26 protein-coding genes are annotated in these 25,298 nt (G+C 70.9%); 5 read left to right on the top strand and 21 right to left on the bottom strand.

Features of this window, described 5'->3' with window-relative positions:
- Positions 1-66 precede the first annotated feature (66 nt).
- A complete protein-coding gene (locus ABN611_RS28270) occupies positions 67-924 on the top strand; it encodes a LysR family transcriptional regulator (protein WP_350275278.1) in 858 nt (285 codons plus the stop codon).
- On the opposite strand, the gene ABN611_RS28265 is transcribed toward ABN611_RS28270, so the two are convergent.
- The 9 genes from ABN611_RS28265 to pyrR are packed head-to-tail and all read right to left on the bottom strand — an operon-like array spanning position 900 to position 11,647.
- Positions 900-1,856 carry a DUF4037 domain-containing protein gene (locus ABN611_RS28265; protein WP_350275277.1) on the bottom strand — a complete coding sequence of 319 codons (957 nt, stop codon included), beginning with the start codon at positions 1,854-1,856 and terminating at the stop codon, positions 900-902. The two genes, ABN611_RS28270 and ABN611_RS28265, sit on opposite strands and share 25 nt — an antisense overlap.
- A gap of 19 nt (positions 1,857-1,875) precedes the next feature.
- Positions 1,876-2,715: an orotidine-5'-phosphate decarboxylase gene (gene pyrF / locus ABN611_RS28260; protein WP_350275276.1), complete on the bottom strand. Its 840-nt coding sequence runs from the start codon at positions 2,713-2,715 to the stop codon at positions 1,876-1,878.
- Entirely contained in the window at positions 2,712-3,815 is a 1,104-nt protein-coding gene (locus tag ABN611_RS28255; protein ID WP_350275275.1) for a quinone-dependent dihydroorotate dehydrogenase, read from the bottom strand. Before ABN611_RS28255 ends, pyrF begins: the two co-directional genes overlap by 4 nt.
- A complete protein-coding gene (gene carB / locus ABN611_RS28250; RefSeq protein WP_350275274.1) occupies positions 3,808-7,113 on the bottom strand; it encodes a carbamoyl-phosphate synthase large subunit in 3,306 nt (1,101 codons plus the stop codon). Before carB ends, ABN611_RS28255 begins: the two co-directional genes overlap by 8 nt.
- Positions 7,113-8,234, bottom strand: coding sequence for a glutamine-hydrolyzing carbamoyl-phosphate synthase small subunit (gene carA, locus ABN611_RS28245; RefSeq protein ID WP_350275273.1), 1,122 nt, complete (start codon positions 8,232-8,234; stop codon positions 7,113-7,115). The genes carB and carA overlap by 1 nt, the downstream gene beginning before the upstream one ends.
- The gene (locus ABN611_RS28240) at positions 8,231-8,719 is read right to left on the bottom strand and encodes a hypothetical protein (protein WP_350275272.1); all 489 of its coding nucleotides are present in this window, start codon (positions 8,717-8,719) and stop codon (positions 8,231-8,233) included. The genes carA and ABN611_RS28240 overlap by 4 nt, the downstream gene beginning before the upstream one ends.
- The gene (locus tag ABN611_RS28235; protein WP_350275271.1) at positions 8,716-10,041 is read right to left on the bottom strand and encodes a dihydroorotase; all 1,326 of its coding nucleotides are present in this window, start codon (positions 10,039-10,041) and stop codon (positions 8,716-8,718) included. Before ABN611_RS28235 ends, ABN611_RS28240 begins: the two co-directional genes overlap by 4 nt.
- Entirely contained in the window at positions 10,038-10,973 is a 936-nt protein-coding gene (locus ABN611_RS28230) for an aspartate carbamoyltransferase catalytic subunit (RefSeq protein WP_350275270.1), read from the bottom strand. Before ABN611_RS28230 ends, ABN611_RS28235 begins: the two co-directional genes overlap by 4 nt.
- The gene (gene pyrR / locus ABN611_RS28225) at positions 10,970-11,647 is read right to left on the bottom strand and encodes a bifunctional pyr operon transcriptional regulator/uracil phosphoribosyltransferase PyrR (protein WP_350275269.1); all 678 of its coding nucleotides are present in this window, start codon (positions 11,645-11,647) and stop codon (positions 10,970-10,972) included. Before pyrR ends, ABN611_RS28230 begins: the two co-directional genes overlap by 4 nt.
- A gap of 206 nt (positions 11,648-11,853) precedes the next feature.
- Between pyrR and ABN611_RS28220 the strand changes: the two genes are divergently transcribed.
- Positions 11,854-12,369, top strand: a complete 516-nt coding sequence (locus ABN611_RS28220) for a transcriptional regulator (protein WP_167209756.1) — start codon at positions 11,854-11,856, stop codon at positions 12,367-12,369.
- Positions 12,370-12,614: 245 nt separating this feature from the next.
- Here the strand turns inward: ABN611_RS28220 and nusB are convergent, their stop codons facing one another.
- Entirely contained in the window at positions 12,615-13,025 is a 411-nt protein-coding gene (nusB, locus tag ABN611_RS28215; RefSeq protein ID WP_350275268.1) for a transcription antitermination factor NusB, read from the bottom strand.
- Positions 13,026-13,053: 28 nt separating this feature from the next.
- Positions 13,054-13,587 (bottom strand): elongation factor P, encoded by a 534-nt coding sequence (efp, locus tag ABN611_RS28210; protein WP_350281697.1) that lies wholly within the window; start codon positions 13,585-13,587, stop codon positions 13,054-13,056.
- Positions 13,588-13,751: 164 nt separating this feature from the next.
- Between efp and ABN611_RS28205 the strand changes: the two genes are divergently transcribed.
- The gene (locus tag ABN611_RS28205; protein WP_350275267.1) at positions 13,752-14,612 is read left to right on the top strand and encodes a hypothetical protein; all 861 of its coding nucleotides are present in this window, start codon (positions 13,752-13,754) and stop codon (positions 14,610-14,612) included.
- Here the strand turns inward: ABN611_RS28205 and fxlM are convergent.
- Together fxlM and ABN611_RS28195 are read right to left on the bottom strand one after the other, a co-directional pair.
- On the bottom strand, positions 14,572-15,750 hold the full coding sequence (gene fxlM / locus ABN611_RS28200; protein WP_350275266.1) for a methyltransferase, FxLD system: 1,179 nt from the start codon (positions 15,748-15,750) through the stop codon (positions 14,572-14,574). The two genes, ABN611_RS28205 and fxlM, sit on opposite strands and share 41 nt — an antisense overlap.
- Before the next feature lie 2 nt (positions 15,751-15,752).
- Complete coding sequence (locus tag ABN611_RS28195; protein WP_350275265.1) at positions 15,753-16,250, bottom strand: MarR family transcriptional regulator; 498 nt, start codon at positions 16,248-16,250, stop codon at positions 15,753-15,755.
- 74 nt (positions 16,251-16,324) lie between these two features.
- Between ABN611_RS28195 and ABN611_RS28190 the strand changes: the two genes are divergently transcribed.
- Positions 16,325-17,293, top strand: coding sequence for an EamA family transporter (locus tag ABN611_RS28190; RefSeq protein ID WP_350275264.1), 969 nt, complete (start codon positions 16,325-16,327; stop codon positions 17,291-17,293).
- Here the strand turns inward: ABN611_RS28190 and ABN611_RS28185 are convergent.
- From ABN611_RS28185 to ABN611_RS28175, 3 genes are all read right to left on the bottom strand, one after another.
- Positions 17,183-17,836: a response regulator transcription factor gene (locus tag ABN611_RS28185; protein ID WP_350275263.1), complete on the bottom strand. Its 654-nt coding sequence runs from the start codon at positions 17,834-17,836 to the stop codon at positions 17,183-17,185. The two genes, ABN611_RS28190 and ABN611_RS28185, sit on opposite strands and share 111 nt — an antisense overlap.
- A 64-nt stretch (positions 17,837-17,900) precedes the next feature.
- Positions 17,901-18,338 carry a type II 3-dehydroquinate dehydratase gene (gene aroQ / locus ABN611_RS28180; RefSeq protein ID WP_350281696.1) on the bottom strand — a complete coding sequence of 146 codons (438 nt, stop codon included), beginning with the start codon at positions 18,336-18,338 and terminating at the stop codon, positions 17,901-17,903.
- A 13-nt stretch (positions 18,339-18,351) separates the two neighbouring features.
- Positions 18,352-18,933, bottom strand: coding sequence for a TetR family transcriptional regulator (locus tag ABN611_RS28175; RefSeq protein WP_350275262.1), 582 nt, complete (start codon positions 18,931-18,933; stop codon positions 18,352-18,354).
- A 58-nt stretch (positions 18,934-18,991) separates the two neighbouring features.
- Here ABN611_RS28175 and ABN611_RS28170 point away from each other — a divergent pair, with 58 nt between their 5' ends.
- Positions 18,992-20,998, top strand: coding sequence for an AAA family ATPase (locus ABN611_RS28170; RefSeq protein WP_350275261.1), 2,007 nt, complete (start codon positions 18,992-18,994; stop codon positions 20,996-20,998).
- Here ABN611_RS28170 and ABN611_RS28165 read toward each other — a convergent pair.
- The 5 genes from ABN611_RS28165 to ABN611_RS28145 form a co-directional block, all read right to left on the bottom strand.
- Positions 20,956-22,041, bottom strand: coding sequence for a Gfo/Idh/MocA family oxidoreductase (locus tag ABN611_RS28165; protein WP_350275260.1), 1,086 nt, complete (start codon positions 22,039-22,041; stop codon positions 20,956-20,958). The two genes, ABN611_RS28170 and ABN611_RS28165, sit on opposite strands and share 43 nt — an antisense overlap.
- Positions 22,042-22,075: 34 nt before the next feature.
- Entirely contained in the window at positions 22,076-23,173 is a 1,098-nt protein-coding gene (aroB, locus tag ABN611_RS28160; RefSeq protein WP_350275259.1) for a 3-dehydroquinate synthase, read from the bottom strand.
- Between the two features lie 115 nt (positions 23,174-23,288).
- Positions 23,289-23,789, bottom strand: coding sequence for a shikimate kinase (locus tag ABN611_RS28155; protein ID WP_350275258.1), 501 nt, complete (start codon positions 23,787-23,789; stop codon positions 23,289-23,291).
- Positions 23,786-24,985, bottom strand: coding sequence for a chorismate synthase (gene aroC / locus ABN611_RS28150; RefSeq protein WP_350275257.1), 1,200 nt, complete (start codon positions 24,983-24,985; stop codon positions 23,786-23,788). The genes ABN611_RS28155 and aroC overlap by 4 nt, the downstream gene beginning before the upstream one ends.
- 50 nt (positions 24,986-25,035) lie before the next feature.
- A complete protein-coding gene (locus ABN611_RS28145; RefSeq protein ID WP_350275256.1) occupies positions 25,036-25,236 on the bottom strand; it encodes a hypothetical protein in 201 nt (66 codons plus the stop codon).
- Positions 25,237-25,298 lie beyond the last annotated feature (62 nt).

Genomic DNA, 25,298 nt, shown 5'->3' with positions numbered 1-25,298 from the left:
CCCGAGCGTGCGCGCGCGGCGGCCGGCCGCAAAATGCATCGACTGCCCGATCTATACGCTGGAGTCATGGATATCCGGCAGCTGCGGTGCCTCGTGGAGATCGTGGACTCCGGGACGTTCACCGACGCCGCGATCGAGCTCGGGATCTCCCAGGCCGCGGTGTCGCGCAACCTGCTGGCACTGGAGCGCGAGCTCGGTGTCCGCCTGCTGCACCGGACCAGCCGGTCGCTCACGCCCACGAGCGCCGGTGTCCGGGTGCTCGCGCGGGCGCGGCACATCCTCGCCGAGATCGACGAGCTGGTCAGTGAGGCGACGAGCGGACACACCCGGCTGCGCGTCGGGCACGCGTGGTCGGCGTTCGGGAGTCACACCCGCGAGTTCCAGCGCCGCTGGGCCGCCGAGCACCCCGGGATCGAGCTGCAACTGATCCGCAGCAACACGACGACCGGTGGACTCGCGGAAGGGCAGTGCGACCTCGCGGTTGTCCGCAGCCACCTCGACCTCCGGCGCTTCGCCCACGTCCTGCTGACCCGGGAGCCGCGGTACTGCGCCCTGCCCGCCGACGACCCGCTGACGCGTAAACGGGCCGTCACGCTCGACCAGCTCCGCGACCGCACGCTCGTCATCGACCGCCGCACCGGAAGCACGACGATCGACCTGTGGCCCGAGGACGCCCGGCCGGCCATCGAGTACACCCAGGACGTCGACGACTGGCTGGCTGCGATCGCCTCCGGCCGCTGCGTCGGCATGACAGCCCAGGCCACCACAACGCAGTACCGCCGCGAGGGTGTCACCTATCGCCCGGTCCGCGACGTCCCGCCCATCGACGTACACCTGATCTGGCCGCGTGAAGACCCGCACCCAGCCACCGAGGCCGCCGTCGACCTGCTCACCACCCTCTACTCGAGCAACGCCAGCAACTGACGCCGGTCGCGGACGCGGTGCAGCACGTCGCGCACCTGCTCGATCCCGCCCACCGGCCAGCGCTCGGCGATCCGCCGTACGCCGGGATCCCGGATCGTCGCGGAGAGCGCGCCTGGGAAGTCACCCCAGACGACCCGAAACGGCCGGCCCCACATCCGCTCGACCCCGAGCTCCACCGGGGCCGTGATCCCCAGCCGGTTATGCAGCTCCCCCACCGCCCGGTACGCCGCCATCAGCGCCTCCTCCCGCTGCTGCCAGCTCGACGCACGCAGTACGTCCTGCAGCAGCGGTGTCAGCGCCGGGCCGGACGAGAGCCGGCTGAACGCCGTACCGAACCACTTCGAGTACGGCGCGTACTGCCGCTCCAGCAGGAAGCCCAGCCGCATCAGGTCCTGCACCAACTGCGCGCCGATCACCGCCGACCCGAGCTCGTCGCCGACGTACCCGGCCCGGCCCGCAAGATTCACTTCCGGATGCACGCGCCACCACGCCGCGATCATCAGGTACCGCCAGACGTCGTCCGGGTAGTACGCCAGCCGGTCGCGCACGTCCTGCACCCCGAGCTCGTCGTGGAAGACGGCGCCCGCCGTCATCATCAGCAGGTGCTGCTCCGGGAAGGTCAGCCAGTCCCCGACCGTCAGCGCCGCCTCCGGATCGAAGCCGAGCCGCGACTGGAAGAACTCCCGGACCGTGTGCACCTCGACCAGCGTCGGCCGCCCCTCGAAGCGCTCCGGCACCTCCGGCCTCACCACGACACCCGGCCGCACGAACAGCACGACCCGCGCCTCGCCGTTGTGGTCGGTTGACATCTCGTCGTCGTACCCGAGCACCTCCGACCCCCGCCCCAGCAGGGCCGCACTGTGCGGCACGTCGACGACGTGCCGCACCACCTCGTCGTAGAACCGCCTGCACAACTCCAGGCCCGAAGTCACCCGACGAGCGTAACCGCGATCAGTACCCCAGGACCGCCCGGTAGGCGTCGTTGGTGCGGGCGGCGGCGTCCTGGAGGGCGGTCGCGTCCGGGCCCGCGCCGAGGATCTCGCGGGAGCTGGAGGGGACGACGTTGCGGACGGCGGCGCCGAACACCTTGGTGAGGCTCTCGGCGGTGCCGCCCTGGGCGCCCAGGCCGGGGGCCAGGAGCGGGCCGTTGATGTCCAGGTTCTCGTCGGTGGGGCTGATGGTGGCGCCAACGACTGCGCCGAAGGAGCCCAGGCCGTCGGCGTCGGCGTTCAGCGCGCGGAGGCCGTCCAGGACGGCGCCGGCCACGGTCGGGCCGTCCGCGGTGCGGGCGGACTGGAACTGCGGACCCTCCGGGTTGGAGGTCAGCGCGAGCACGAACAGGCCCGCCCCGGCCGCGCGGGCCTCGTCGATCGCGGGCTGCAGGGAGCCGAAGCCGAGGTACGGGCTGACCGTCAGCGCGTCGCACGCCAGCGGCCCCTTCTCCGCCAGGTACGCCGACGCGTAGCCGGCCATCGTCGTACCGATGTCACCGCGCTTCGCGTCGATGATCACCAGGGCACCGGCCTCACGCAGCCGGATCGTGGCCTGCTCGAGTACGGCGACCCCGGCCGAGCCGAAGCGCTCGAAGAACGCGGACTGCGGCTTGAACACCGCGACCCGGTCCGCGAGCGCGTCGACGACGCCGTACGTGAACGACGCCAGGCCCTCCGCGGTGTCCGGCAGGCCCCAGGCGTCCAGCAGGTGCGCGTGCGGGTCGATGCCGACACACAGCGGTCCGCGGCTGTCCATCGCCGCCCGCAGCCGGGCGCCGAACGGTTTGTTGTTGCTCATGGCAAGCTCCTGTTGATCTGCCGGATCAGGCCCGGGCCGCGGTAAATCAAACCTGTGTACACCTGGACGAGGCTCGCGCCGGCGTCGAACAGCCGGGTCGCGTCGGACGGTTCCAGGATGCCGCCGACGCCGATGATCGGCAGCGCTCCCCCGGTGGCGTTGTGGATGTGCGCGACCACCTTGGCGGACGTCTCGGTCAGCGGGCGGCCGGACAGGCCGCCGGTCTCCTTCGACAGCGGATGCGTCTCGACGCCGGGACGGCCGATGGTGGTGTTGGTGGCGATGATGCCGGCGACGCCCGTGTCGGTGCAGACCTGGAGGAGTTCGTCGATCGCCGACGTGGTCAGGTCCGGGGCGATCTTCACCAGGATCGGTTTCGGCGACAGGCCGGCGACGGTCAGCGCCGCGGCCTCGGCGTGCAGTGCGGTGAGCAGCTCGCGCAGGTGGCCGGCGTCCTGGAGGGTGCGCAGGCCCGGAGTGTTCGGTGAGCTGACGTTGACCGCGAAGTAGTCGCCGTACCGGTAGAGGCGGCGCAGGGAGGTCACGTAGTCGTCGACGGCTTCCTCGAGGGGTGTCACCTTGGACTTGCCGATCGAGATGCCGAGCGGGTAGCCGAGGTCGCCGTACGCCGCCAGACGCGAAGCCAGGGCGGCGCTGCCGAGGTTGTTGAAGCCCATGCGGTTGATCACCGCCTCGTGCTCGACGAGGCGGAACAGCCGCGGCTTCTCGTTACCGGGCTGCGGATGCGCTGTGACGGTTCCGACCTCCACGAAGCCGAAGCCGATCGCCGGCCAGGACCGCAGCGCGATCCCGTTCTTGTCCATCCCGGCCGCAAGCCCCACCGGCGACGGAAACCGAACCCCGAACACCTTCCGAGCCGCGCCGGACGATCCGCGACGGGCGAGACCGGGGACGCCGAACACCCGGGCCCCGGCGCGGGGTGCGCCGGGGATGCGGCCGAGGAGGCGGAGGCCGGCGAGCGTCTGCTCGTGCGCGACCTCCGCATCACCACGCCCCAGCCGATACAGCACCGGCCGGACGAACCGCTCGTACGCCGTCGCACCCGGCCGCACCGCCGGAACCTTCGCCCGGTCAGACACCGCGGATCCTCGGGACCCAGTCCTGGAGGGAGCGGACGCCGATGTCGCCGGCTCGTTGGGACTCGATGCCCTGGACGGCGGCGGCCAAGCCCTGGACCGTGGTGATGCACGGGATGTTGCGGGCCACGGCGGCGCTGCGGATCTCGTAGCCGTCCAGGCGCGGGGAGCCGCCCTGCGTGATCCCGATCGGAGTGTTGACGATCAGGTTCAGCTCGCCGTCCTGGACCATCTGGACGATCGTCGGCTCGCCGTTCGGTCCCGGCCCCTGGCTGCTCTTGCGGACCGTCACCGCCTCGACCCCGTTGCGCCGCAGGACGTCGGCCGTCCCTTCCGTCGCGTAGATCTGGAAGCCGAGGTCCGCCAGCCGCTTGACCGGGAAGATCATGTGCCGCTTGTCCCGGTTCGCGACCGAGACGAACACCTTGCCGGCCCCGGGCAGCGGCTGCGACGCACCCGCCTGCGACTTCGCGAACGCCGTACCGAACGTGTCGTCGATGCCCATCACCTCACCGGTCGACCGCATCTCCGGCCCGAGCACGGTGTCGACGGAAGCCCCGTCGATCGTCCGGAACCGGTTGAACGGCATCACGGCCTCCTTGACCGCGATCGGCGTCGTCGGCGGCAGCGTGCCACCGTCACCTGACGCCGGCAGCAGCCCTTCGGCCCGCAGCTCGGCGATCGTGGCGCCGAGCATCACCCGGGCCGCCGCCTTCGCCATCGGGGTCGCGGTCGCCTTGGACACGAACGGCACCGTCCGCGAGGCCCGCGGGTTCGCCTCCAGCACGTACAGCACGTCGCCGGCGAGCGCGTACTGCACGTTCAGCAGACCCCGGACGCCGACCCCGCGCGCGATCGCCTCGGTGGAGCGCCGGATGTTCTCGATGTCCGCGTTCCCGAGCGTGATCGGCGGCAGCGCGCACGACGAGTCGCCGGAGTGCACGCCGGCCTCCTCGATGTGCTCCATCACGCCGCCGAGGAACAGCTCGTTGCCGTCGTACAGCCCGTCGACGTCGATCTCCACGGCGTCGTCCAGGAACCGGTCGATCAGCACCGGGTGCTCCCACGAGCCGGAGCCGGCGCTCAGCCGGTCCAGCGCCGCGGTCAGCTCGGCCGGGCTGTAGACGATCTCCATCCCACGACCGCCGAGCACGTACGACGGCCGGACGAGGACCGGGAACCCGATCTCCTCCGCGACCGCGTGCGCCTCGCCGGCCGACATCGCCGTACCGTGCTTCGGCGCCGGCAGTTGCGCGTCCGCGAGCACCTTGCCGAACGCGCCCCGCTCCTCGGCGAGGTGGATCGCCTCCGGCGGCGTGCCGACAATCGGTACGCCGGCGTCCGCGAGCCGCTGCGCCAGGCCGAGCGGCGTCTGGCCGCCGAGCTGGACGATCACGCCCGCTACCGGTCCCGCCTGCAGCTCGGCGTACACGATCTCGAGCACGTCCTCGCAGGTGAGCGGCTCGAAGTACAGCCGGTCCGAGGTGTCGTAGTCGGTCGAGACCGTCTCCGGGTTGCAGTTCACCATCACGGTGCAGTACCCGGCCTCGCGCAGCGCCATCGACGCGTGCACGCAGGAGTAGTCGAACTCGATGCCCTGACCGATCCGGTTCGGCCCGGAGCCCAGGATGAGCACCGCCGGGGTGTCCCGCTGCGCGACCTCGGTCTCCTCGTCGTACGACGAATAGTGGTACGGCGTCTCGGCCTTGAACTCGGCCGCGCAGGTGTCGACCGTCTTGTAGACCGGCCGGATCCCGAGCGCCTGCCGCACGCCGCGGACGACGTCCTCGGTCAGCCCGCGGATCTCGGCCAGCTGCAGGTCCGAGAACCCGTGCCGCTTGGCGAGCTTGATCACCTCGGGCGTCAGCCGCGGCGCGGCCGCCACCTGCAGCGCGGTCTCATGGATCAGGTACAGCTGGTCCACGAACCACGGATCGATCTTCGTGGCGTCGAAGATCTGCTCAGGCGTCGCACCGGCCCGGATCGCGTCCATGATGGTCCGGAGCCGCCCGTCGTGCGGCGTCTTGATTGCCTCCAGCAACGGCTCCAGCTCGCTCGCCGGCTGGCCGGCCCAGGAGAACCGGGCCTCCGGCTTCTCCAGCGAGCGCAGCGCCTTCTGCAGCGCCTCGGTGTAGTTCCGGCCGATGGCCATCGCCTCGCCGACGCTCTTCATGTGCGTGGTCAGCGTGGCGTCCGCGGCCGGGAACTTCTCGAACGCGAACCGCGGCACCTTCACCACGACGTAGTCCAGCGTCGGCTCGAAGCTGGCCGGCGTCTTCCGGGTGATGTCGTTCGGGATCTCGTCGAGCGTGTAGCCGATCGCGACCTTCGCGGCGATCTTCGCGATCGGGAACCCGGTCGCCTTCGACGCCAGCGCCGACGACCGCGACACCCGCGGGTTCATCTCGATCACGATCAGCCGGCCGTCGGCCGGGTTCACCGCGAACTGGATGTTGCAGCCGCCGGTGTCGACGCCGACCTCGCGGATGATGCCGATCGCCAGGTCCCGCATCACCTGGTACTCGCGGTCGGTCAGCGTCATCGCCGGTGCGACCGTGACCGAGTCGCCGGTGTGCACGCCCATCGGATCGACGTTCTCGATCGAGCAGATGATCACGACGTTGTCGGCCTTGTCGCGCATCACCTCCAGCTCGTACTCCTTCCAGCCGAGGATCGACTCCTCGATCAGGACCTCGGTGGTCGGCGACGCGTGCAGGCCGGCGCCGGCGATCCGGCGCAGGTCGGCCTCGTCGTACGCCATCCCGGAGCCGACGCCGCCCATCGTGAACGACGGCCGGACGACCAGCGGGTACCCGAGTTCACCGGCCGCGGCCAGCACGTCGTCGATCGAGTGGCAGATCCGCGACCGCGCAACCTCGGCGCCGAGCTTCTCGACGATCTGCTTGAACGACTCCCGGTTCTCACCACGCTGGATCGCGTCGACCGAGGCGCCGATCAGCTCCACGCCGTACTTCTCCAGGACGCCGTTCTCGTGCAGCGCGATCGCGGCGTTCAGCGCGGTCTGGCCGCCGAGCGTGGCGAGCAGCGCGTTCGGGCGCTCCTTCTCGATCACCTTCTCGACGTACTCCGGCGTGATCGGCTCGACGTACGTCGCGTCGGCGAACTCCGGGTCGGTCATGATCGTGGCCGGGTTGGAGTTCACCAGGACGACCCGGAAGCCCTCCTCCTTCAGCACCCGGCAGGCCTGGGTTCCGGAGTAGTCGAACTCGCAGGCCTGGCCGATCACGATCGGGCCGGACCCGATCACCAGGACCGAATCGATGTCTGTACGGCGCGGCATCAGTTCCGCCCTTCCATCAGCTCTACGAAGCGGTCGAAGAGGTACGCGGAGTCGTGCGGACCGGCCGCCGCTTCAGGGTGGTACTGGACCGAGAAGGCGAGCACGCGGCCGTCCTTGCCGGTCAATCGGAGCCCCTCGACCACGTTGTCGTTCAGGGACACATGGCTGACCTCGGCCGTGCCGTACGGCGTCTCGACCGTCTCCTCGATCGGCGCGTCGACCGCGAAGCCGTGGTTCTGCGCGGTGATCTCGACCTTGCCGGTGGCCCGGTCGAGCACCGGTTGGTTGATCCCGCGGTGCCCGTACTTCAGCTTGAACGTGCCGAGACCGAGCGCCCGCCCGAACACCTGGTTGCCGAAGCAGATCCCGAAGTACGGCTTGTTCCGCTCGAGCAGCTGCTTGAGCAGCGTCGTCGGGTGCTCGGTGGTCTCCGGGTCGCCAGGGCCGTTGCTCATGAAGATGCCGTCCGGGTTGACCGCGAGGATCTCCTCGAGCGTCGCGGTGGCGGGCAGCACGTGCACCTCGATGCCGCGCTCGGACATCCGCTTCGGCGTCATGGTCTTGATCCCGAGGTCGAGCGCGACCACGGTGAAGCGCTTCTGGCCCTCGGCCGGGACGACGTACGGCTCGAACGTCGTCACCTCGGAGGCCAGGTCCGCGCCGACCATCGGCGGCTGCTCGAGCACCTTGGCCAGCAGCTCGGCCGGCTCCAGGATCTCGGTGGAGATCCCGGCCCGCATCGCGCCGCGCTCGCGCAGGTGCCGGGTCAGCGCGCGGGTGTCGATCCCGGAGATCCCGACGATCCCCTGGCCCTTCAGCTGGTCGTCGAGCGAGCGCGTCGCGCGCCAGTTCGACGGCACCCGGGCGGGGTCGCGGACGACGTACCCGGCGACCCAGATCTTCTGCGACTCGTCGTCCTCGTCGTTGATCCCGGTGTTGCCGATGTGCGGCGCGGTCTGGGTGACGATCTGCCGGTGGTACGACGGGTCGGTCAGTGTCTCCTGGTACCCGGTCATCCCGGTGGTGAAGACCGCCTCGCCGAACGTGGATCCGGTCGCCCCGTACGACGTACCGGTGAACGCCCGGCCGTCCTCGAGGACCAGCAGCGCGGGCTGGCTCATTGTGCTCCGATCAAGGTCGAGATGGATGCGGTCAGGGGTTCGGTGTCCGCCTTGCGCCGCGGCCGGAACCCGGTGTCGAGTTCCCGGCCGTCGTGCGTCCAGGTGACCACGACCAGGCCGGACTTCTCCGCGGTCACCTTGCCGGCGATGCCACGGTCGGTCCGGACCCCGGTCAGCCGGTCGGCGGGGATGAAGACGTCCGCCGCGCCCTGCCGGTGGAAGATCAGGCCGGCCTCACTGACGGCCAGGTCCGCGGTCGCGCGGACGCCCAGTTCGTGGACGGCGATCCGGTCCATCCAGTCGCCGGCACTCGTCGTCGCGACGTACACGCCCTCGACGCCGCGGGTGCTGCCGTCCGTCGGCGCCGTGGGCAGCGGCGCCAGGTCGGCCTGCCGGGACTGGCGGTTGCGCCAGCCCCGGTACATCGCGAAATAGCCCGCCGCCAGCACCAGCAGCGTGCCGAGAACGCCCAGGTAGGCCTTCACTCCGTTGAATTCCTTCCCCGCCCCACCGCCCCGGTCGTCAGCTCACCGTCCAGGACGGTCGGCGTACCGCGCAGGAAGGTCGCGACCACCTTGCCCGGCAGCGTCATCCCGTCGAACGGCGTGTTCCGCGACAGCGACACCGACTCCTCCGGTACGACGGTCCGCTCGACGCGCGGGTCGTACAGCACGACGTTCGCGGGCGCACCGGCCTCCAGCGGGCGGCCGTGGTCGGCGGACTGCCCGATCGCGGCCGGCCGGTAGCTCATGCGGTCGGCGACGTCGGCCCAGGTGAGCAGCTTGGTGTCGACCATCGCGTGCTGGACGACGCTCAGCGCGGTCTCCAGCCCGGTCATGCCGAACGCGGCCGCGCTCCACTCGCAGTCCTTGTCCTCGACCGGGTGCGGCGCGTGGTCGGTGGCGACGATGTCGATCGTCCCGTCTGCGAGGCCCTCGCGGACTGCCTCGACGTCCGCCTTGGTGCGCAGCGGCGGGTTCACCTTGTAGACCGGGTTGTAGGACGCGGCCAGGTCCTCGGTGAGCAGCAGGTGGTGCGGGGTGACCTCGGCGGTCACCTCCAGCCCGCGGCGCTTGGCGGCCCGGACGATCTCCACCGAGCCCTTGGTGGACAGGTGGCAGATGTGCAGCTTCGACCCGACGTGCGCGTTCAGCAGGATGTCGCGGGCGATGATCGCCTCCTCGGCGACACTCGGCCAGCCGGTGAGGCCCAGGACGCCGGACAGCGCGCCCTCGTTCATCTGCGCGCCCTGCGTCAGCCGCGGCTCCTGCGCGTGCTGCGCGACCACGCCGTCGAACGCCTTCACGTACTCGAGCGCGCGGCGCATCAGCGCGGCGTCCCAGACGCAGTCGCCGTCGTCGGAGAAGACCCGGACCCGGGCCGCGGAGTCCGCCATCGCGCCGAGCTCGGCGAGCTGCGTGCCCTTGCGGCCGACCGTCACGGCGCCGATCGGGTACACGTCGGCGTACCCGGCGTCGCGGCCGAGCCGCCAGACCTGCTCGACCACACCCGCGGTGTCGGCGACCGGGTCGGTGTTCGCCATCGCGTAGACCGCGGTGAACCCGCCCTTCGCGGCGGCCCGGGTGCCGGTCAGGACGGTCTCGGCGTCCTCCCGGCCCGGCTCGCGCAGGTGCGTGTGCAGGTCGACGAGCCCGGGCAGCGCGATCAGCCCCCGCGCGTCGACCGTCGTCGTACCGTCAGGGGTGGGGAGGTTGGTGCCGGTGGCAACGATCTCGCCGTTGTCGATCAGCAGGTCCGCCACCTCACCGCCCAGGATCGCGGCGCCGGTGATCAGATACGCGGTCATGCTGTCGGTTCCCCTTCGTTGCTTCCGGACAGGAGTAGGTAAAGGACGGCCATGCGGATCGCGACGCCGTTGGTGACCTGCTCGACGATCACCGAGCGGGTCGAGTCGGCGACCTCGGCGCTGATCTCCATCCCGCGGTTCATCGGGCCGGGGTGCAGCACGATCGCCTCGTCCGGCAGCTGCGCCATCCGGTACTTGTCAAGCCCGTAGCGGCGGCTGTACTCGCGGGCGCTCGGGAAGAACGCGTCGTTCATCCGCTCCCGCTGCACCCGCAGCATCATCACCGCGTCGCTCTTCGGCAGCACGGAGTCGAAGTCGTACGACGTGACGCACGGCCAGCTGCTCATGTCGACGGGCAGCAGCGTCGGCGGGGCGACCACGGTCACCTCGGCGCCGAGCGTCGACAGCAGCAGCACGTTCGACCGGGCGACCCGGGAGTGCAGGACGTCACCGACGATCGTGATCCGGCGGCCCTCCAGCGACCCGAGGTGCCTTCGCATCGTGAACGCGTCGAGCAGCGCCTGCGTCGGGTGCTCGTGGGTCCCGTCGCCCGCGTTCACCACCGAGCCGGTCATCCAGCCCGAGGTCGCCAGCAGGTGCGGCGCCCCCGACGAGCCGTGCCGGCAGACGACGCCGTCGGCGCCCATCGCCTGCAGGGTCAGCGCGGTGTCCTTGAGGCTCTCCCCCTTGCTCACGCTGGAGCCCTTGGCGGAGAAGTTGATGACGTCCGCGGACAGCCGCTTGGCGGCCGCCTCGAACGAGATCCGGGTCCGGGTGGAGTCCTCGAAGAACAGGTTCACCACGGTGCGCCCGCGGAGCGCGGGCAGCTTCTTGATCGGGCGGTCGGCGAGCGACCGCATCTCCTCGGCGGTGTCGAGGATCCGCTGCGCCTCGTCGCGGCTCAGGTCCGCGGTACTCAGCAGGTGCTTCATGCCTTCACCCCCGCGGTCGTCTTGTCCCCCGGCTTGTCCCCCGGCTTGTCCCCCGGCTTGTCCCCCGGCTTGTCCCCCGGCTTGTCCACAGCTTTGTCCGCGATCAGCACCGCGTCCTCGCCGTCGAACTCGGTCAGGTGCACGGTCACCCGCTCGACCAGCGAGGTCGGCAGGTTCTTGCCCACGTAGTCGGCGCGGATCGGCAGCTCGCGGTGCCCGCGGTCGACGAGGACGGCGAGCTGGACGGCGCGCGGGCGGCCAATGTCGCCGAGCGCGTCGAGGGCCGCGCGGATCGTCCGGCCGGAGAACAGCACGTCGTCGACCAGCACCACGACCTTGCCGTCGATCCCGTCCGCCGGGATGTCGGTGTGCTCGAGGCCGCGCGGCGGCTTGAGGCCGATGTCGTCGCGGTACATGGTCACGTCGAGTGACCCCGTGGGCACGCTCTGCCCCTCGACGGCCTGGATGCGGGCCGAGACCCGCTGGGCCAGCGGGACGCCGCGGCTGGGGATGCCGAGCAGGACGACCGGGTCGGCGCCGCGGTTCCGCTCGAGGATCTCGTGGGCGATCCGGGTCAGTGCCCGGGAAATGTCGGAAGCGTCGAGGACTTCGCGGCTGCTGCGTTTCGGCGGCTGCGCGCCCTCGGGCTGCTCTGCACTCTGGGCAGGGCTCATCGCTACCGTTCCTCCTTTCCCGCCTCTCTGGACGGGTCTTTAAAGGACGTTCGGACCGCTTGACATGGTATCGGATGTGACACGCCGTCTTGACGCTGGCCTCCGCCCCGGAATATTGTTACTCTGTGTAATCGAGGGGGGTTCACCGTTCCCGGGGCCGGTCATCGGTCCCGGACATGACGAACTAGTCGGAGGGAAGAACCAGCGTGCCTAGCGAATACGCGAAGACACTGGGTGGCAAGCTACGCGCCATCCGCCAGCAGCAAGGACTGTCGCTGCACGGCGTGGAAGAGAAGTCCAAGGGTCGCTGGAAGGCGGTCGTCGTCGGCTCGTACGAGCGCGGCGATCGGGCCGTCACGGTCCAGAAGCTCGCGGAGCTCGCCGATTTCTACGGCGTGCCGATCCGGGAACTGCTTCCGGGCAACGCCAGCGCGGCCGCCGCGGCAGCCGCTCCGCCCCGGTTGATCCTCGACCTGGAGGCCCTGCAACACCTCGACGCGAGCGAGGCCGGTCCGCTGACGCGGTACGCGGCCACGATCCAGGCTCAGCGTGGGGACTACAACGGGAAGGTGCTGTCGATCCGTCAGGACGACATGCGGACGCTCGCGGTGATCTACGACGAGTCGCCGACGACGCTGACCGAGCGCTTCATCTCCTGGGGTGTACTGAACCCGGAGGCGAAGGGTGACGTCGAGGATTCGTCCGAGGCCGCCGGCGCCTGACGCCTGAGAAGGCACCAGACGGTCGGGGCTTGTAGCAGCTGGCCCGCGGCCGCCCGCCTTCCTCTCGCGGACAGAACAGAGCAGTACCAGCAACACCAGGCAAGACACAGCGCACGACAAGCGGCAGGTACCACCTCACCCGCCGCACCACGGGGACGCAACGGCGGCCCGGGACCGTACCGAGACGGTCACCGGGCCTTGACTCCGGAGGGCTCGCCCCCCTCGTTCCCCGCAGCCCCTGGGCCTCAGATGCCCAGCGTGGGCTTCAACTGCAGCAGCCGGGCCAGCAGGCCGTTCACGAACGTCGGGGACTCGTCGGTCGACAGGTCCCGCGCCAGCGCGACCGCCTCGCTCACCGCGACCACATCCGGGACCTGGTCGTCGTACAGCAGCTCGTAGGCGCCGATCCGCAGGATGTTCCGGTCGACGGCCGGCATCCGGTCCAGCGTCCAGCCGACCGAGTGCGTCGAGAGCAGCTCGTCGATCTGCTCGCTGTGCTTCGCGACCCCCTCGACCAGCGCCACCGTGAACTCGTTCACCGGCGGGTCGTTGTCGGCCACCCGGTCGGCCAGGGTGCCGCCGACCGGCAGCCCCCTGACCTCCGACTCGAACAGCACGTCGAGGGCGCGCTTGCGGGCCTTGCTCCGGGCAGACATGTTCTCTTGTCCTAAAGGTCGGCGTCGATCAGGAGTTGACGCGGCCGAGGTAGTCCCCGGTCCGGGTGTCCACCTTGACCTTCTCGCCAGTGGTCAGGAACAGCGGCACCTGGATGTCGTAGCCGGTCTCCAGGCGGGCGGGCTTGGTGCCGCCGCTGGACCGGTCGCCCTGCAGGCCCGGCTCGGTGTACTCGACGACGAGCTCGACCGAGGCCGGGAGCTCGACGTACAGCGGCAGGTCGTCGTGCACCGCGACGATCGCGTCCTGGTTCTCCAGCAGGAAGTGCGCGGCGTCGCCGACCACGTCGGGCTGGATGTTGAGCTGCTCGTACGTCGACTTGTCCATGAACACGTACGCGGAGCCGTCGTTGTACAGGTACGTCATGTCACGCTTGTCGACCGTGGCCACCTCGACCTTGACGTCGGCGTTGAAGGTCTTGTCCACCACCTTGCCGGACAGCACGTTCTTCAGCTTGGTCCGGACGACGGCGCCGCCCTTGCCCGGCTTGTGATGCTGGAACCACACGACGGACCAGAGCTGGCCGTCCAGGTCGAGCACCATGCCGTTCTTGAGGTCGTTCGTCGTTGCCACGCGGGTATGCCCTTCGAAATCGATCAGCGGTAACACCGGATTGTAGCGGCCACCTGGCCTTTCCTCCGATTCGCGCACCTCGGGGGCCTTAGGGTGGTGTCCCAGACCGTCGACGGGCGTCAGGAGGCCGGGCGATGACGGGGTTCGTGATCTTCGTCGTGGTGATGATCGTGCTGGGGCTGATCAACAAGGCGCGCCGGCAGTCCGGGGGCGCCAACAACCGGCCGAATGCACGGATGCAGGCGCTGATCGAGCGGATCCAGGCGCAGCAGGCCGGCAACCAGCCGATCCAGTTCCAGGGCCAGTTCACCCAGGCCGCCGGGCCGGGCGGCCCGCAGCCGGCGCCGGGCCAGCAGGTCCCCGGCCAGCAGTTCGCGGGCCAGCCGTTCCCAGGGCAGCCGTTCCCAGGGCAGCCGTTTCCGGGACAGCCCTTCCAGGGTCAACCGCACCCGGGACAGCACTTCCAGGGGCAGTCGTTCCCGGTCCAGCCCGGGGCGGTCGCGGCGTACCAGCCACCGGGTCAGTTCCAGCCGGCGCAGCAGCCGGTGCAGTACAACCCGGGCCCGTACCAGCCGCCGGCGCACCGCCCGCAGCATCACAGCCTGCCGACCTCGAAGCAGGACCTGGACGCCAAGGTGCGCGAGCTGATGCAGGCGGGCAACGAGGTCGGCGCAGTCCGCTTGCTGTGCGACGAACGCGAGCTGGGGATCCAGGCGGCGCAGGAGTACGCGCGCTCCCTGGTCGCGCCGCCCGCGGCTCAGCAGCGTTCCAACGTACAGCAGCGTTCCGAAACACCGGACACGCCGGAGGACGAGGAGCGGTACGTCGGTTCGGCGGCGTTCGCGGAGTCGATCTTCAACCTCGACGACCGCGACGAGAACGTCTGGGCGAGCGGCTGGGTCGACACCCCGGAGCCCGAGGACCGCTCCGACATCGACGAGCTCTGGCAGACCGTCAGCAACCCGCCGCGGCCGGCGCCTCCCACCGCACGGTGAGGCAACTCTGCCGCCGGGCGATGTGAGAGCCCGCCGGCAGCTCGGCACCGACCGCATGCACCTGGAACGACGGCTCAGGACGGTCCGCCGCGTCCCACGCCCGCACCTCCCCGATCATGCGCTCCAGCAGCTCACCGCTGGACGGCCCGTGCCCGCCACAGCCCAGCTCCACCCGTGACTCGTTCAGAGCGGCCCGCGTGGTCAGGTAGACGAGGCTGTCCGCCGTCGCGGCAGCCGGCACACAGGACCACTCCGCTCCGCTGAAGACGCAGTACCCGGGCAGCCTGCACGCCAGCCACAGGTAGAGGTCGAGCAACGGCTCCTCCCGATCCACCTCCACCCCCGACAAGCTCTGCACGGCCGGCAACGCCAGTACGTCGTCCCGCGGACGCGGCTCCCGCTCCTGGTCCTCGTCGAACGTCAACCGGCCCTCCCGCAGCGGAACCAGCCGCTCGTAGTCCGCAGCAACGCCCTGCATACTGACGAACCCGCACAACGTCGTCGACCGGCTCTCCAGGTGCTCACCGACCAGATCGAACGCGATCGACCGCGTCTGCCCCCGCAACCGCAGCGGTACGACGATCCGCCCGTCCGGCCGCAGCTGCCGCACCCAGGCGCTCGCGATGTCCCACGCGGTCGCCGTCACCACGATCCGGTCGTACGGCGCCCGCTCCGGATCACCGAACGCACCGTCACCCCGCACGACGGCCACGTCGCCGTACCCCGCCTCGTCCAGCGACGCCCGCGCCCGCTCCGCCACCTCCGGGTCGATGTCGACGGTCGTCACCGCACCGCCCGGCCCGGTCAGCTCCCGCAGCAGCGCCGCGTTGTACCCGCCGGAGCCGATCTCCAGGACCCGGTCCCCGGGCCGGATCGCGGCCTGTTCGAGCATCAGCGCCACGATGCTCGGCTGCGACACCGAGCTCGTCAGCACCCCGGCCTCGTTCTGCTTCATCGGTACGACGTCGTCCGCGTACGCGACCTCGAGCGAGACATGCGGGACGAACACGTGCCGCGGTACGGCCAGGAACGCGGCCGCGACGCGCTCGCCGTGGAGCGTCCCCGCGGACATCAACTGCTGCACGAGGGCCGTCCGCAGCGACTCCGCTCGTGCCGAGTCCCTGCCGACGCTCGTCATGATCAGTCCCGCTTGTCCCCGAGCGATTCCAGCAAGGCCCGCAGCAGTCCCGCCAGCTGCTCGCGCTCCGCCTCCGAGAGGCCGGCGAGCAGCTGCGCCTCGGTGTCGACATGTGTCGGCAGCACCTTGTCGATCAGCTCGAGCCCGGCGGGCGTCAACGTCACCCGGACGCCGCGGCGGTCGGTCTCACTAGGCGTCCGGGTCACCAGGCCACGCGCCTCCAGCCGGTCCAGCCGCTGGCTGATCGCGCCCGAGGTGACCATCGACGAGTGCATCAGGCCGGCCGGGGTCAGACTGTGTTCGGGGTTGCTGCGCCGCAGGGTCGCGAGGACGTCGAAGGAGGCGCGGTCGAGGTCGTGCCGGACGAAGTTCCGCCGCAGCTCGGCGTCGAAGAGCGCGCCGAGCCGGCTCATCCGCCCGATGATCCCCATCGGCGACGCGTCCAGGTCGGGCCGCCGCGCCCGCCACTGCTCGAGCACCAGGTCGACGTGGTCTGCCATGGGACCAGCCTAACGCCACTTTGCTTAGCGATGAGAGACTTGAAATTAACTTAGCGCTGAGATATTTTGTCTTAGTGCTAAGTAATCGACGGACCGCGCTCCTGCTCGCCACGGCGATCGCCCCGATGCTGTGGGGCACCACCTACCTCGTCACCACTGAGTTGCTCCCGCCGCAGCGCCCGCTGCTGGCCGCGTTCCTGCGCGCCCTGCCGGCCGGGCTGCTGCTGGTCGCGATCACTCGGGTCCTCCCCCGCGGCAGCTGGTGGTGGCGCTCACTGGTCCTCGGCACGCTCAACATCGGCGCCTTCTTCGCTCTGCTGTTCGTCGGCGCCTACCGGCTACCTGGCGGCGTCGCGGCGACAGTCGGCGCCATCCAGCCGCTGGTCGTCGCACTGCTGTCGACGGGACTGCTGCGGCAGCGCCTGTCACTGCGGACCGTCCTCACGGCGATCTTCGGCGTCGTCGGCGTCGGTCTGCTGGTACTGCGAGCCACTGCACGGCTGGACACCTGGGGCGTCATGGCAGCCCTCGGCGGTGCTGTCGTGATGGCGTTCGGCGTCGTACTCAGCAAGCGCTGGACGTCACCTGCTCCCCTGCTGGCAACCACCGGCTGGCAGCTCGTCGCGGGCGGGCTGGTGCTGTTGCCGGTGACGCTCCTGGTAGAAGGCGCACTCCCCGCTTTCACGCTGCAGAACATTGCCGGTTACTCCTACTTGGCAGTGATCGGCTCCGCCGTCGCGTACGCCCTCTGGTTCCGAGGGCTCCGGGAGCTCGCCCCGACCGAGGTCACGTTCCTGGGCCTGCTCAGCCCGGTGGTTGCGACCGCGCTCGGCTGGCTGGTGCTCGACCAGCACCTGACCGCTCTGCAGGCGCTCGGCGGTCTCGTCGTCCTCGCCGCACTCGTCGCCGCCCAGCTGCGTCCGCGTCGACCGTCAGATGAGTCCCTCCCGCAGCGCGTAGGCGACGGCGTGCGAACGGTTCCGGAGCTGGAGCCGGCTGGTCACGTCGTGGAGGACGTTCTTGACCGTCCGCTCCGAGTATGACAACTCCCGGGCGATCTCCTGCGTGTCCTTGCCGTCAGCAACGAGCCGCAGTACCTGCGTCTCGCGGTCGGACAGCGCGTTGAGTCCCCCGCCGCGCGCCACCCGGAGCTGGCGCGGGCGCCGGGACGTCTGACCGAGGAGCCGGCCCAGCAGGTCCGGCGGCAGGCTGCCCGCGGCGGACGCGGCGGCCAGCACCAGGTGCACGATCCGGTCCGGCGTCGCCTCGGTACGGCGCAGTACGCCGGCCACCCGCAGCTCCACCGCGGCCAGCAGCGCGTCGTCGTCGATCGTGCTGCCGATCAGCGCGATCCGCCGGCACCCGCGCTGCGTCGCGGACCGCAGTACCTGGACGGCCGCGGCGTCCAGCGCGTCGACCGCGATCATCGCGACCGGCGGCGGACCGGTGGGACGTGCCGGCAGCGCCGCCAGCTCCGCGTCGGTGACCAGTGCGACCTCGGGCCGCCGGCGCAGTGCGTGGTCGAGCCCGAACTGCGACAGCGGGTCGAGCGCCTTCACCCAGACCGGAACAGGTTGGATCGTCATACGTGCCCCCCAGGAGTTGTCGAGTGTCCCCACACTCCACCTGATGCCCGAAAGGGCAGGTTGGTTATGAATCCAGGGTGCTGAGTGCGCGCAGCGCGAGCCGGTACGAGTCGAGGCCGAAGCCGGCGATCGTCCCGGTGGCGACTCCGGCGACGACGCTGGTGTGCCGGAAGTCCTCGCGGGTGGCCGGGTTGGTGAGGTGGATCTCGATCAGCGGCGCGGTCCGCTGCGCGATCGCGTCGCGCAGCGAGTACGAGTAGTGGGTGAAGGCGGCCGGGTTGAGGACGACCGGGATCCGGCCGTCGGCGGCCTCGTGCAGCCAGCCGACCAGCTCGGCCTCGTCGTCGGTCTGCCGGACCTCGACCTCGAACCCGAGGTCGGCGCCGGCCTTCTCGCACACACCGACCAACTCGGCGAACGTCGTCGTACCGTACTTCTCCGGCTCCCGCGACCCCAGCCGCCCGAGGTTCGGCCCGTTCAGCACCAGCACCCGCCTGCTCACATCCGTCACACGGTCACCCTAGTCGGTCGAACGCGGCCTCTGCCTCCGAGACCGCGGTCGGGTAGCGGTCGTCCGCGGATCGGCCGGCGGAGATCGCCGACCAGTTCCGGTAGGCGAGGATCCGTTGCGTCGAGAGCAGCTGGGCGGACAGCAACTCCGCGGTCAGGTCGCCGCCCAGGACCTCGGCCAGCGCCCGCTCGTCGTCGTCCATGAACTCGCGCAGCCGGGTCGCCAGCGCCGGGGTCGTGAACACGAGGTTGTAGTAGGCAACGACCTGCGGATGGTCGTTCAGTCCGGTCGTCGGCTCGCGCTCGGCGAGGCCGGTCAGGAACCGCTCGCGGAGCGCCGCGACCGGCGGCACGGACGCGTCCCGGACGATCCGGGCCGCCTCCCGCCGGTGGTCCGCGATCCGGTGCATGACCAGGTCCTCCTTGCTCGGGAAGTACTTGAACAGCGTCGGCTTGGAGACGTCGACGGCCGCCGCCACGTCGGTCACCGGGACCGCGTCGAAGCCGCGCTCGAGGAACAGCGCGATCGCCGCCTGCGACAAGGCGTCGTACGTCTGCTGCTTCTTCCGCTCGCGAAGTCCGGTCACGTCACCATGTTAACCTAGACAAAAGATTGACCGAGTTAATCTTTCGCGAAGGAGGGCGATGAGAAGCCTCGACGAGGAGCGTGCGTACGCCGAGGACTGCCGGGCGGCGCTGCACCGCATGGTCGCGGGCGCCCGGGAGAACGTGGCCGTCGGCGAGCACACCTGGGGCGACCGGTACACGGCCGAGCGGCTCGGCTACTACCTGAAGACGCTCGCCCGCGACCTGGGCGAGGAAGGCGAGAACCCGCCGTACTTCGGCGTGATCGCGTACGGCGCCGACGCCGGCGGCCACAGCGGCCAGACCTACTACCTCGGCCGGCGGCACATCGCGGACGCGATCGGGCGGCCGCCGATGGTGATCGACTGGCGGGCGCCGGTGTCGGCCGCGTTCTACCAGGCCTCCGCGGTCGACCCGCGCGGGATCGAGACCCGGCGCCGCTTCGGCTGGGCGGGCAGCACGCTGACCAGCTTCGAGGACGAGCACCTGCGGGCCGGGACACCGCCCACGCCTTCTGGTGCCGGCGAACTGGTCCGCCGGGAGATCGAGCGGGCCCGCGTCGGTCCGATGCGGGACATCGTCGCGACGATCCAGCCCGAACAGGACGACCTGGTACGGACCGACCTCGACAGCTCCGTCTGCGTCCAGGGCGCGCCCGGCACCGGCAAGACCGCGGTCGGCCTGCACCGCGCGGCGTACCTCCTGTACGCGCACCGCTCGCGCCTGGAACGCAACGGCGTCCTCGTCCTCGGGCCGAACCAGGCCTTCCTGCACTACATCTCCGCGGTCCTCCCCACGCTCGGCGAGGTCGACGTCGAGCAGATCACGATCGAGCGCCTCCTCGACCGCGAGGTCCGCGCCGCCGACGAACCAGCCGCTGCCGCGGTCAAGCACGACGTCCGGATGGCCGCCGTACTGCGGAACGCCGTGTACGGCCGGATCCGGCAGCCGGAGCAGGCGGTCGTGGTGAACGACGCGTCGTACAAGTGGCGGGTCGACCAGGACGAGTTCGCGGAGATGGTCGCCGAGGCGGAGGCGACGACGTACCTGACCGGACGCGAGCGCGTCGTCGCGCGACTGGTGGCGGCGCTGCAACGCCAGGCCGAGGCCCGCGGCCAGAACTGCAACGGCGCTTGGCAGCGGCGGATGGCGCGGGCCGTGACGCCCGCCGTCGACGCGGTGTGGCCGAACCTCAAGGCGGACGACGTACTGGCCGAGGTGCTCAGCGATCCCGGTCGGGCGGCGGACGGCATCCTCACGCCCGACGAGCAGCGGGCGATCACCTGGACGCGGCCGCGGAAGGCGAAGAGCGCGCGGTGGACGGCCGCGGACGCCGTACTGCTCGACGAAGTGAGCGCCTTGCTGGAACGTACGCCGACGTACGGCCATGTGATCGTCGACGAGGCGCAGGACCTCTCCCCCATGCAGTGCCGGGCGATCGCGCGCCGGAGCGAGCACAGCTCGATCACGGTGCTCGGCGACCTGGCACAGGGCACGACGCCGTGGGCCGCGGCCGACTGGCCGACCCAGCTCGGCCACCTCGGGAAACCCGCCGCGGAGATCGTTGCCTTGAGCACCGGTTACCGGGTGCCCGCGACGGTGGTCGGGCTCGCGAACCGGCTGCTCGCCGCACTGCCGGTCTCGGTCCCGCCGACGAGATTGTTCCGCTCCGACGGCGAACTGACGATCTCGCAGGTCGACGATCTCGCCACCGGCACCGTCGAGGCTGTGCGGCGGGCCCTCGGGAAGGAAGGCTCGATCGGTGTGATCGCGGCGGACCATCAGCTCGCGGCGGCCACCGACGCGCTGAAGGCCGCCGGGATCGAGGTCACCGGCGCGGACGGCGACGGCCGGGTGGCCGTCGTACCGGCGAGCCTGGCGAAAGGGCTCGAGTACGACCACGTGATCGCGCTCGAGCCGGCCGAGATCGTCGCCGCCGAGTCCCGCGGCCTGAACCGGCTGTACGTCGTCCTCACCCGCGCGGTGTCGCGGCTGGACATCCTGCACGTCCAGCCGCTACCACCTCAGCTCCAGGGAGCGCCCGGTCCGCCCATGCGTTCGGCGTAAGGCGTTCCGCGGCCCAGCTCGCCGCGGCGGATCGGCTTGTCGGTGAATGCGGACGCGTAGATCGCGGCTGCCAGCTCCAGCGTGTTGCGGGCCTCGGCCAGGGTGACTGGCGTCGGCTCGCCGGCAGCCTTCGCGTCGAGGATCGCGGTCAGCTGCGCGGTGTGGCCGCTCGCGACGTCCGGCAGGTCGGCAGACCACGCCGTGACGACGTCCTCGTGGCCGGGCGCGGGCGTGACCGTCCAGTCCGGGTTGCGGTAGCCGTACAGGTGCTCCAGCTCGACGGTCGCGTGCTCGCAGTCGAAGCGGAGCTGGGACGTCTGCCGGGCGGACACCAGCGAGTTCACGATCGAGGCGACCGCGCCGTTCTCGAAGGTGACGAGCGCCATCGACACGTCCTCGGTCTGGGTCGGGCGCGCCTGCCGGGCGGCGAGCGCGGTCACCTTCTCCCACGGGCCGAGGACCGACAGCAGCAGGTCGTACTGGTGGATGCCGTGGCCCATCGTCGGGCCGCCGCCCTCGACGTCGAACGTCCCGCGCCACGGCACCGCGAAGTACGCGTCGTCGCGGTACCAGACCGTGTTGCACAACGCGACGAGCGGCCGGCCGAGTACGTCGTTCGCGAGCAGCTCCCGCAGCCGGACGGCGCCGGACCCGAAGCGGTGCTGGAACACGCAGGCCACCTGCGCCGCGGACTTCGCCTCCGCCGCGAGCAGCTCATCGAACTCGTCGAGCGACAGCGTCGGCGGCTTCTCCATGTAGACGTCGACGTCGGCCGCCAGGCACTCCACGGCCAGCGGGACGTGCGTCTTCGGCGGCGTACAGAGGTGGACCAGGTCGACCTCCTCGGCGGCCAGCAGGTCGGTCAGGCTCGAGTACGTCGCCGGGATGTTCCACTCGGCGGCGAACTCCTTCGCGCGTGCCGGGTCGACGTCGACGGCCGCGACCAGCTCGGCCCGGTCCGCGAGGGCGGTGACGGCTGTGGCATGGGCGCCGGCGATCCCGCCGGTGCCGACGATCGCGATCCGGTACTTGCGTTCGCTCATCCTGGAAAGCCCTTTCCGAGGCGTTTCCAGAACCCTAACTGATCTCGCCGTACGCCGCGACCAGAAGACCCGGGTCGGGCGCTTCGAGGATGGTCGGCTTCGCCAGGGCGTCGAGGATCACGAACCGGAGCCGGTCGGCGCGGGTCTTCTTGTCGAGCTTCATCGCGTCCTGCAGGTGCGGCCAGGCGTCGGCGCGGTAGCTGACCGGGAGGCCGAGCGACTGCAGGACCGCGCGGTGCCGGTCGGCGGTCGCGTCGTCGAGGCGGCCGGCGGCGCGGGCGAGCTCGGCGACGAAGACCATGCCGATGCTGATCGCCGCGCCGTGCCGCCACTTGTACCGCTCGACGCGCTCGATCGCGTGCCCCAGCGTGTGCCCGTAGTTCAGCGCCTCGCGGCCGATCCGGCCGCCGGCGGTCGTGGTCCGCTCCCGCAGGTCCGCGCCGACCGTGTCGGCCTTCACCTGGATCGAGCGGGCGATCAGCTCCTCGGTCGCGCCGTACGACGGGCTGGTGGCCGCGGCCGGGTCCTTCTCGACGAGGTCGAGGATCACCGGGTCGGCGATGAAGCCGCACTTCACGACCTCGGCGAGGCCGCTGACGTAGTCGTTCGCCGGGAGAGTCTCGAGCGCCGCTAGGTCGCACAGCACGCCGGCCGGCTCCCAGAACGCGCCCACCAGGTTCTTGCCCTCGGCGGTGTTGATACCGGTCTTGCCGCCGACGGCCGCGTCGACCATGCCGAGCAGCGTGGTCGGGATGTGCACGACCTTCACGCCGCGCAGCCAGGTCGCCGCGACGAACCCGGCGAGGTCGGTCGTGGTCCCGCCGCCGACGCTGACGATCGCGTCCGACCGGGTGAAGCCGGCTTGGCCGAGCACCGACCAGCAGTACGCCAGCACCTCGGCGGTCTTGGCCTCCTCGGCGTCCGGGATCTCGATCGCGTGCGCGGTGAAACCGGACGCGCTCAGGTCGTCGCGGATCGCATCGCCGGTCTCGCGCAGCGCCCGCGGGTGGATCACCGCGACCCGCTGCACCCCCTCACCGAGCAGCCCGGGCAACTCGCCGAGCAGGTTGTTGCCGATCACCACGTCGTACGGCGCGGCGGCGGCGACCCGGATCCTGGTGGGTCCGGTCATGGGGCCTCCCGTCCTGGACTGAGGAGCGCAGGGAGCGAAGCGACCGGAGCGACGAGGGAAGGACGGGAGTTACAGCCCCATGACCCCCGCGCCGGAGGCGCGGCATTCAACACTGTCACTGGAGCTGCTCCAGGATCTCGTCGGCGATCTGGTCGGGCGTCTTGTTGTCGGTGAGGACGGTCTGCTTGGCGACCTCGTCGTACAGCGGCCGACGTGCCTCCATCAGGTTCCGCAGCTGGGTGCGGACGTTGCCGAGCAGCAGCGGCCGGGAGACGCCGAGGCCGACGCGCTTGGCCGCCTCCCCCAGGCTCACGTCCAGGTAGACCACGTGGTGGCCCGCCAGGTCGGCGCGGGTCTCGGGGTCGAGGATCGCGCCGCCGCCCAGCGACAGCACCTCGCCGGCGTCCTGCAGTGCGGCCGTGATCGCGGCCCGCTCGAGCTTGCGGAAGTGCGGCTCGCCCTCGTCGACGAAGATCTCCGAGATCGGCTTGCCGGCCGCGGCCTCGATGTCGGCGTCGGTGTCGCGGTGCTTCACACCGAGCCGTTCGGACAGCACCGCCGCGATCGTGGACTTGCCCGATCCGGGCGGGCCGACCAGGACGACGACCGGGCTCACTCCCACTCCCTCGGCGTGATGGTCGTCGGCAGGTTCGCCAGGTAGGACTGGTGGTTGCGCGCCGTCTCCGCGACCGAGTCGCCGCCGAACTTCTCAAGCGAGACCTCTGCCAGCACCAGCGCGACCATCGCCTCGGCGACGATCCCGGCCGCCGGTACGGCGCAGACGTCCGACCGCTGGTGGTGCGCGGACGCGGCCTCACCGGTGGCGGTGTCGATCGTGCGCAGCGCCCGCGGCACGGTCGCGATCGGCTTCATCGCGGCGCGCACCCGGAGCGTCTCGCCGGTGCTCATGCCGCCCTCGGTGCCGCCCGAGCGGCCGCTGGTCCGGCGGACCGAGCCGTCCTCCGCGACGATCTCGTCGTGCGCCTTGGAGCCCGGCGTCCGGGCCAGCTCGAAGCCGTCGCCGAGCTCGACGCCCTTGATCGCCTGGATGCCCATCAGCGCGCCGGCCAGCTTGGAGTCGAGGCGGCGGTCCCAGTGCACGTAGCTGCCGAGCCCCGGCGGGAGGCCGTCGACGACGACCTCGACCACGCCGCCGAGCGTGTCGCCGGCCTTCTGCGCGGCGTCGATCTCGGCGACCATCTGCTTGCTCGCGTCCGGGTCCAGGCAGCGGACCGGGTCCGCGTCCAGCTTCGCGACGTCGCCGTACGCCGGGATCACGCCGTACGGCGCCTTGACCGTGCCGAGCTCGACCACGTGGCTGACGATCGTCACGCCGTACGCCTGCCGCAGGAAGCGGGCCGCGACCTCGCCGAGCGCGACCCGGGCCGCGGTCTCCCGGGCGCTGGCGCGCTCGAGCACCGGGCGGGCCTCGTCGAAGCCGTACTTCTGCATGCCGGCCAGGTCGGCGTGACCGGGCCGCGGGCGGGTCAGCGGCGCGTTCCGAGCGAGGCCGGCGAGCGTCTCCGGGTCGACCGGGTCGGCGCTCATCACCTGCTCCCACTTGGGCCACTCGGTGTTCCCGACCTGGATCGCGACCGGGCTGCCGAGGGTCAGCCCGTGCCGGAACCCGCCGACGAACGTCACCTCGTCCCGTTCGAACTTCATCCGGGCACCGCGGCCGTAGCCGAGGCGACGACGAGCCAGGGCGTCGGCCACGTCGTCCGTGGTGACCTGAACGCCTGCGGGAAGACCTTCGAGTACGGCGACGAGCGCTTGTCCGTGCGACTCGCCGGCGGTGAGCCAGCGCAGCATGCCCCCGATTCTTCCACGGCACGCTCAGCACCCGGACAGTGGTCTCAGAGTCAGCGGCAGGGCTGGGTGTCCTGGGTGGAGGCGGTGCGGACAGTCAGCACGGCGTTGAAGGTCTTCACCAGGGCGGAGTTCTCGCAGGTCGAGCTGGCCGCGGCCGCCTGACCGCCGGCGATCGCGGCGCCCACGAGGGCGGTGGTGGCCAGCGCCGCCGCGGCCAGGCGCCCGGCGGTACGACGGAATGCGGGGGTCATCATGCGCTCCTTCAATCGGTCTTACCAACGACCGTAGAAGCCGCGAGCGCTCCGCGAACTGG

This window comes from Kribbella sp. HUAS MG21, assembly GCF_040254265.1.
Classification (GTDB): domain Bacteria; phylum Actinomycetota; class Actinomycetes; order Propionibacteriales; family Kribbellaceae; genus Kribbella.
This window is presented reverse-complemented; position numbering and strand designations above follow the sequence as displayed.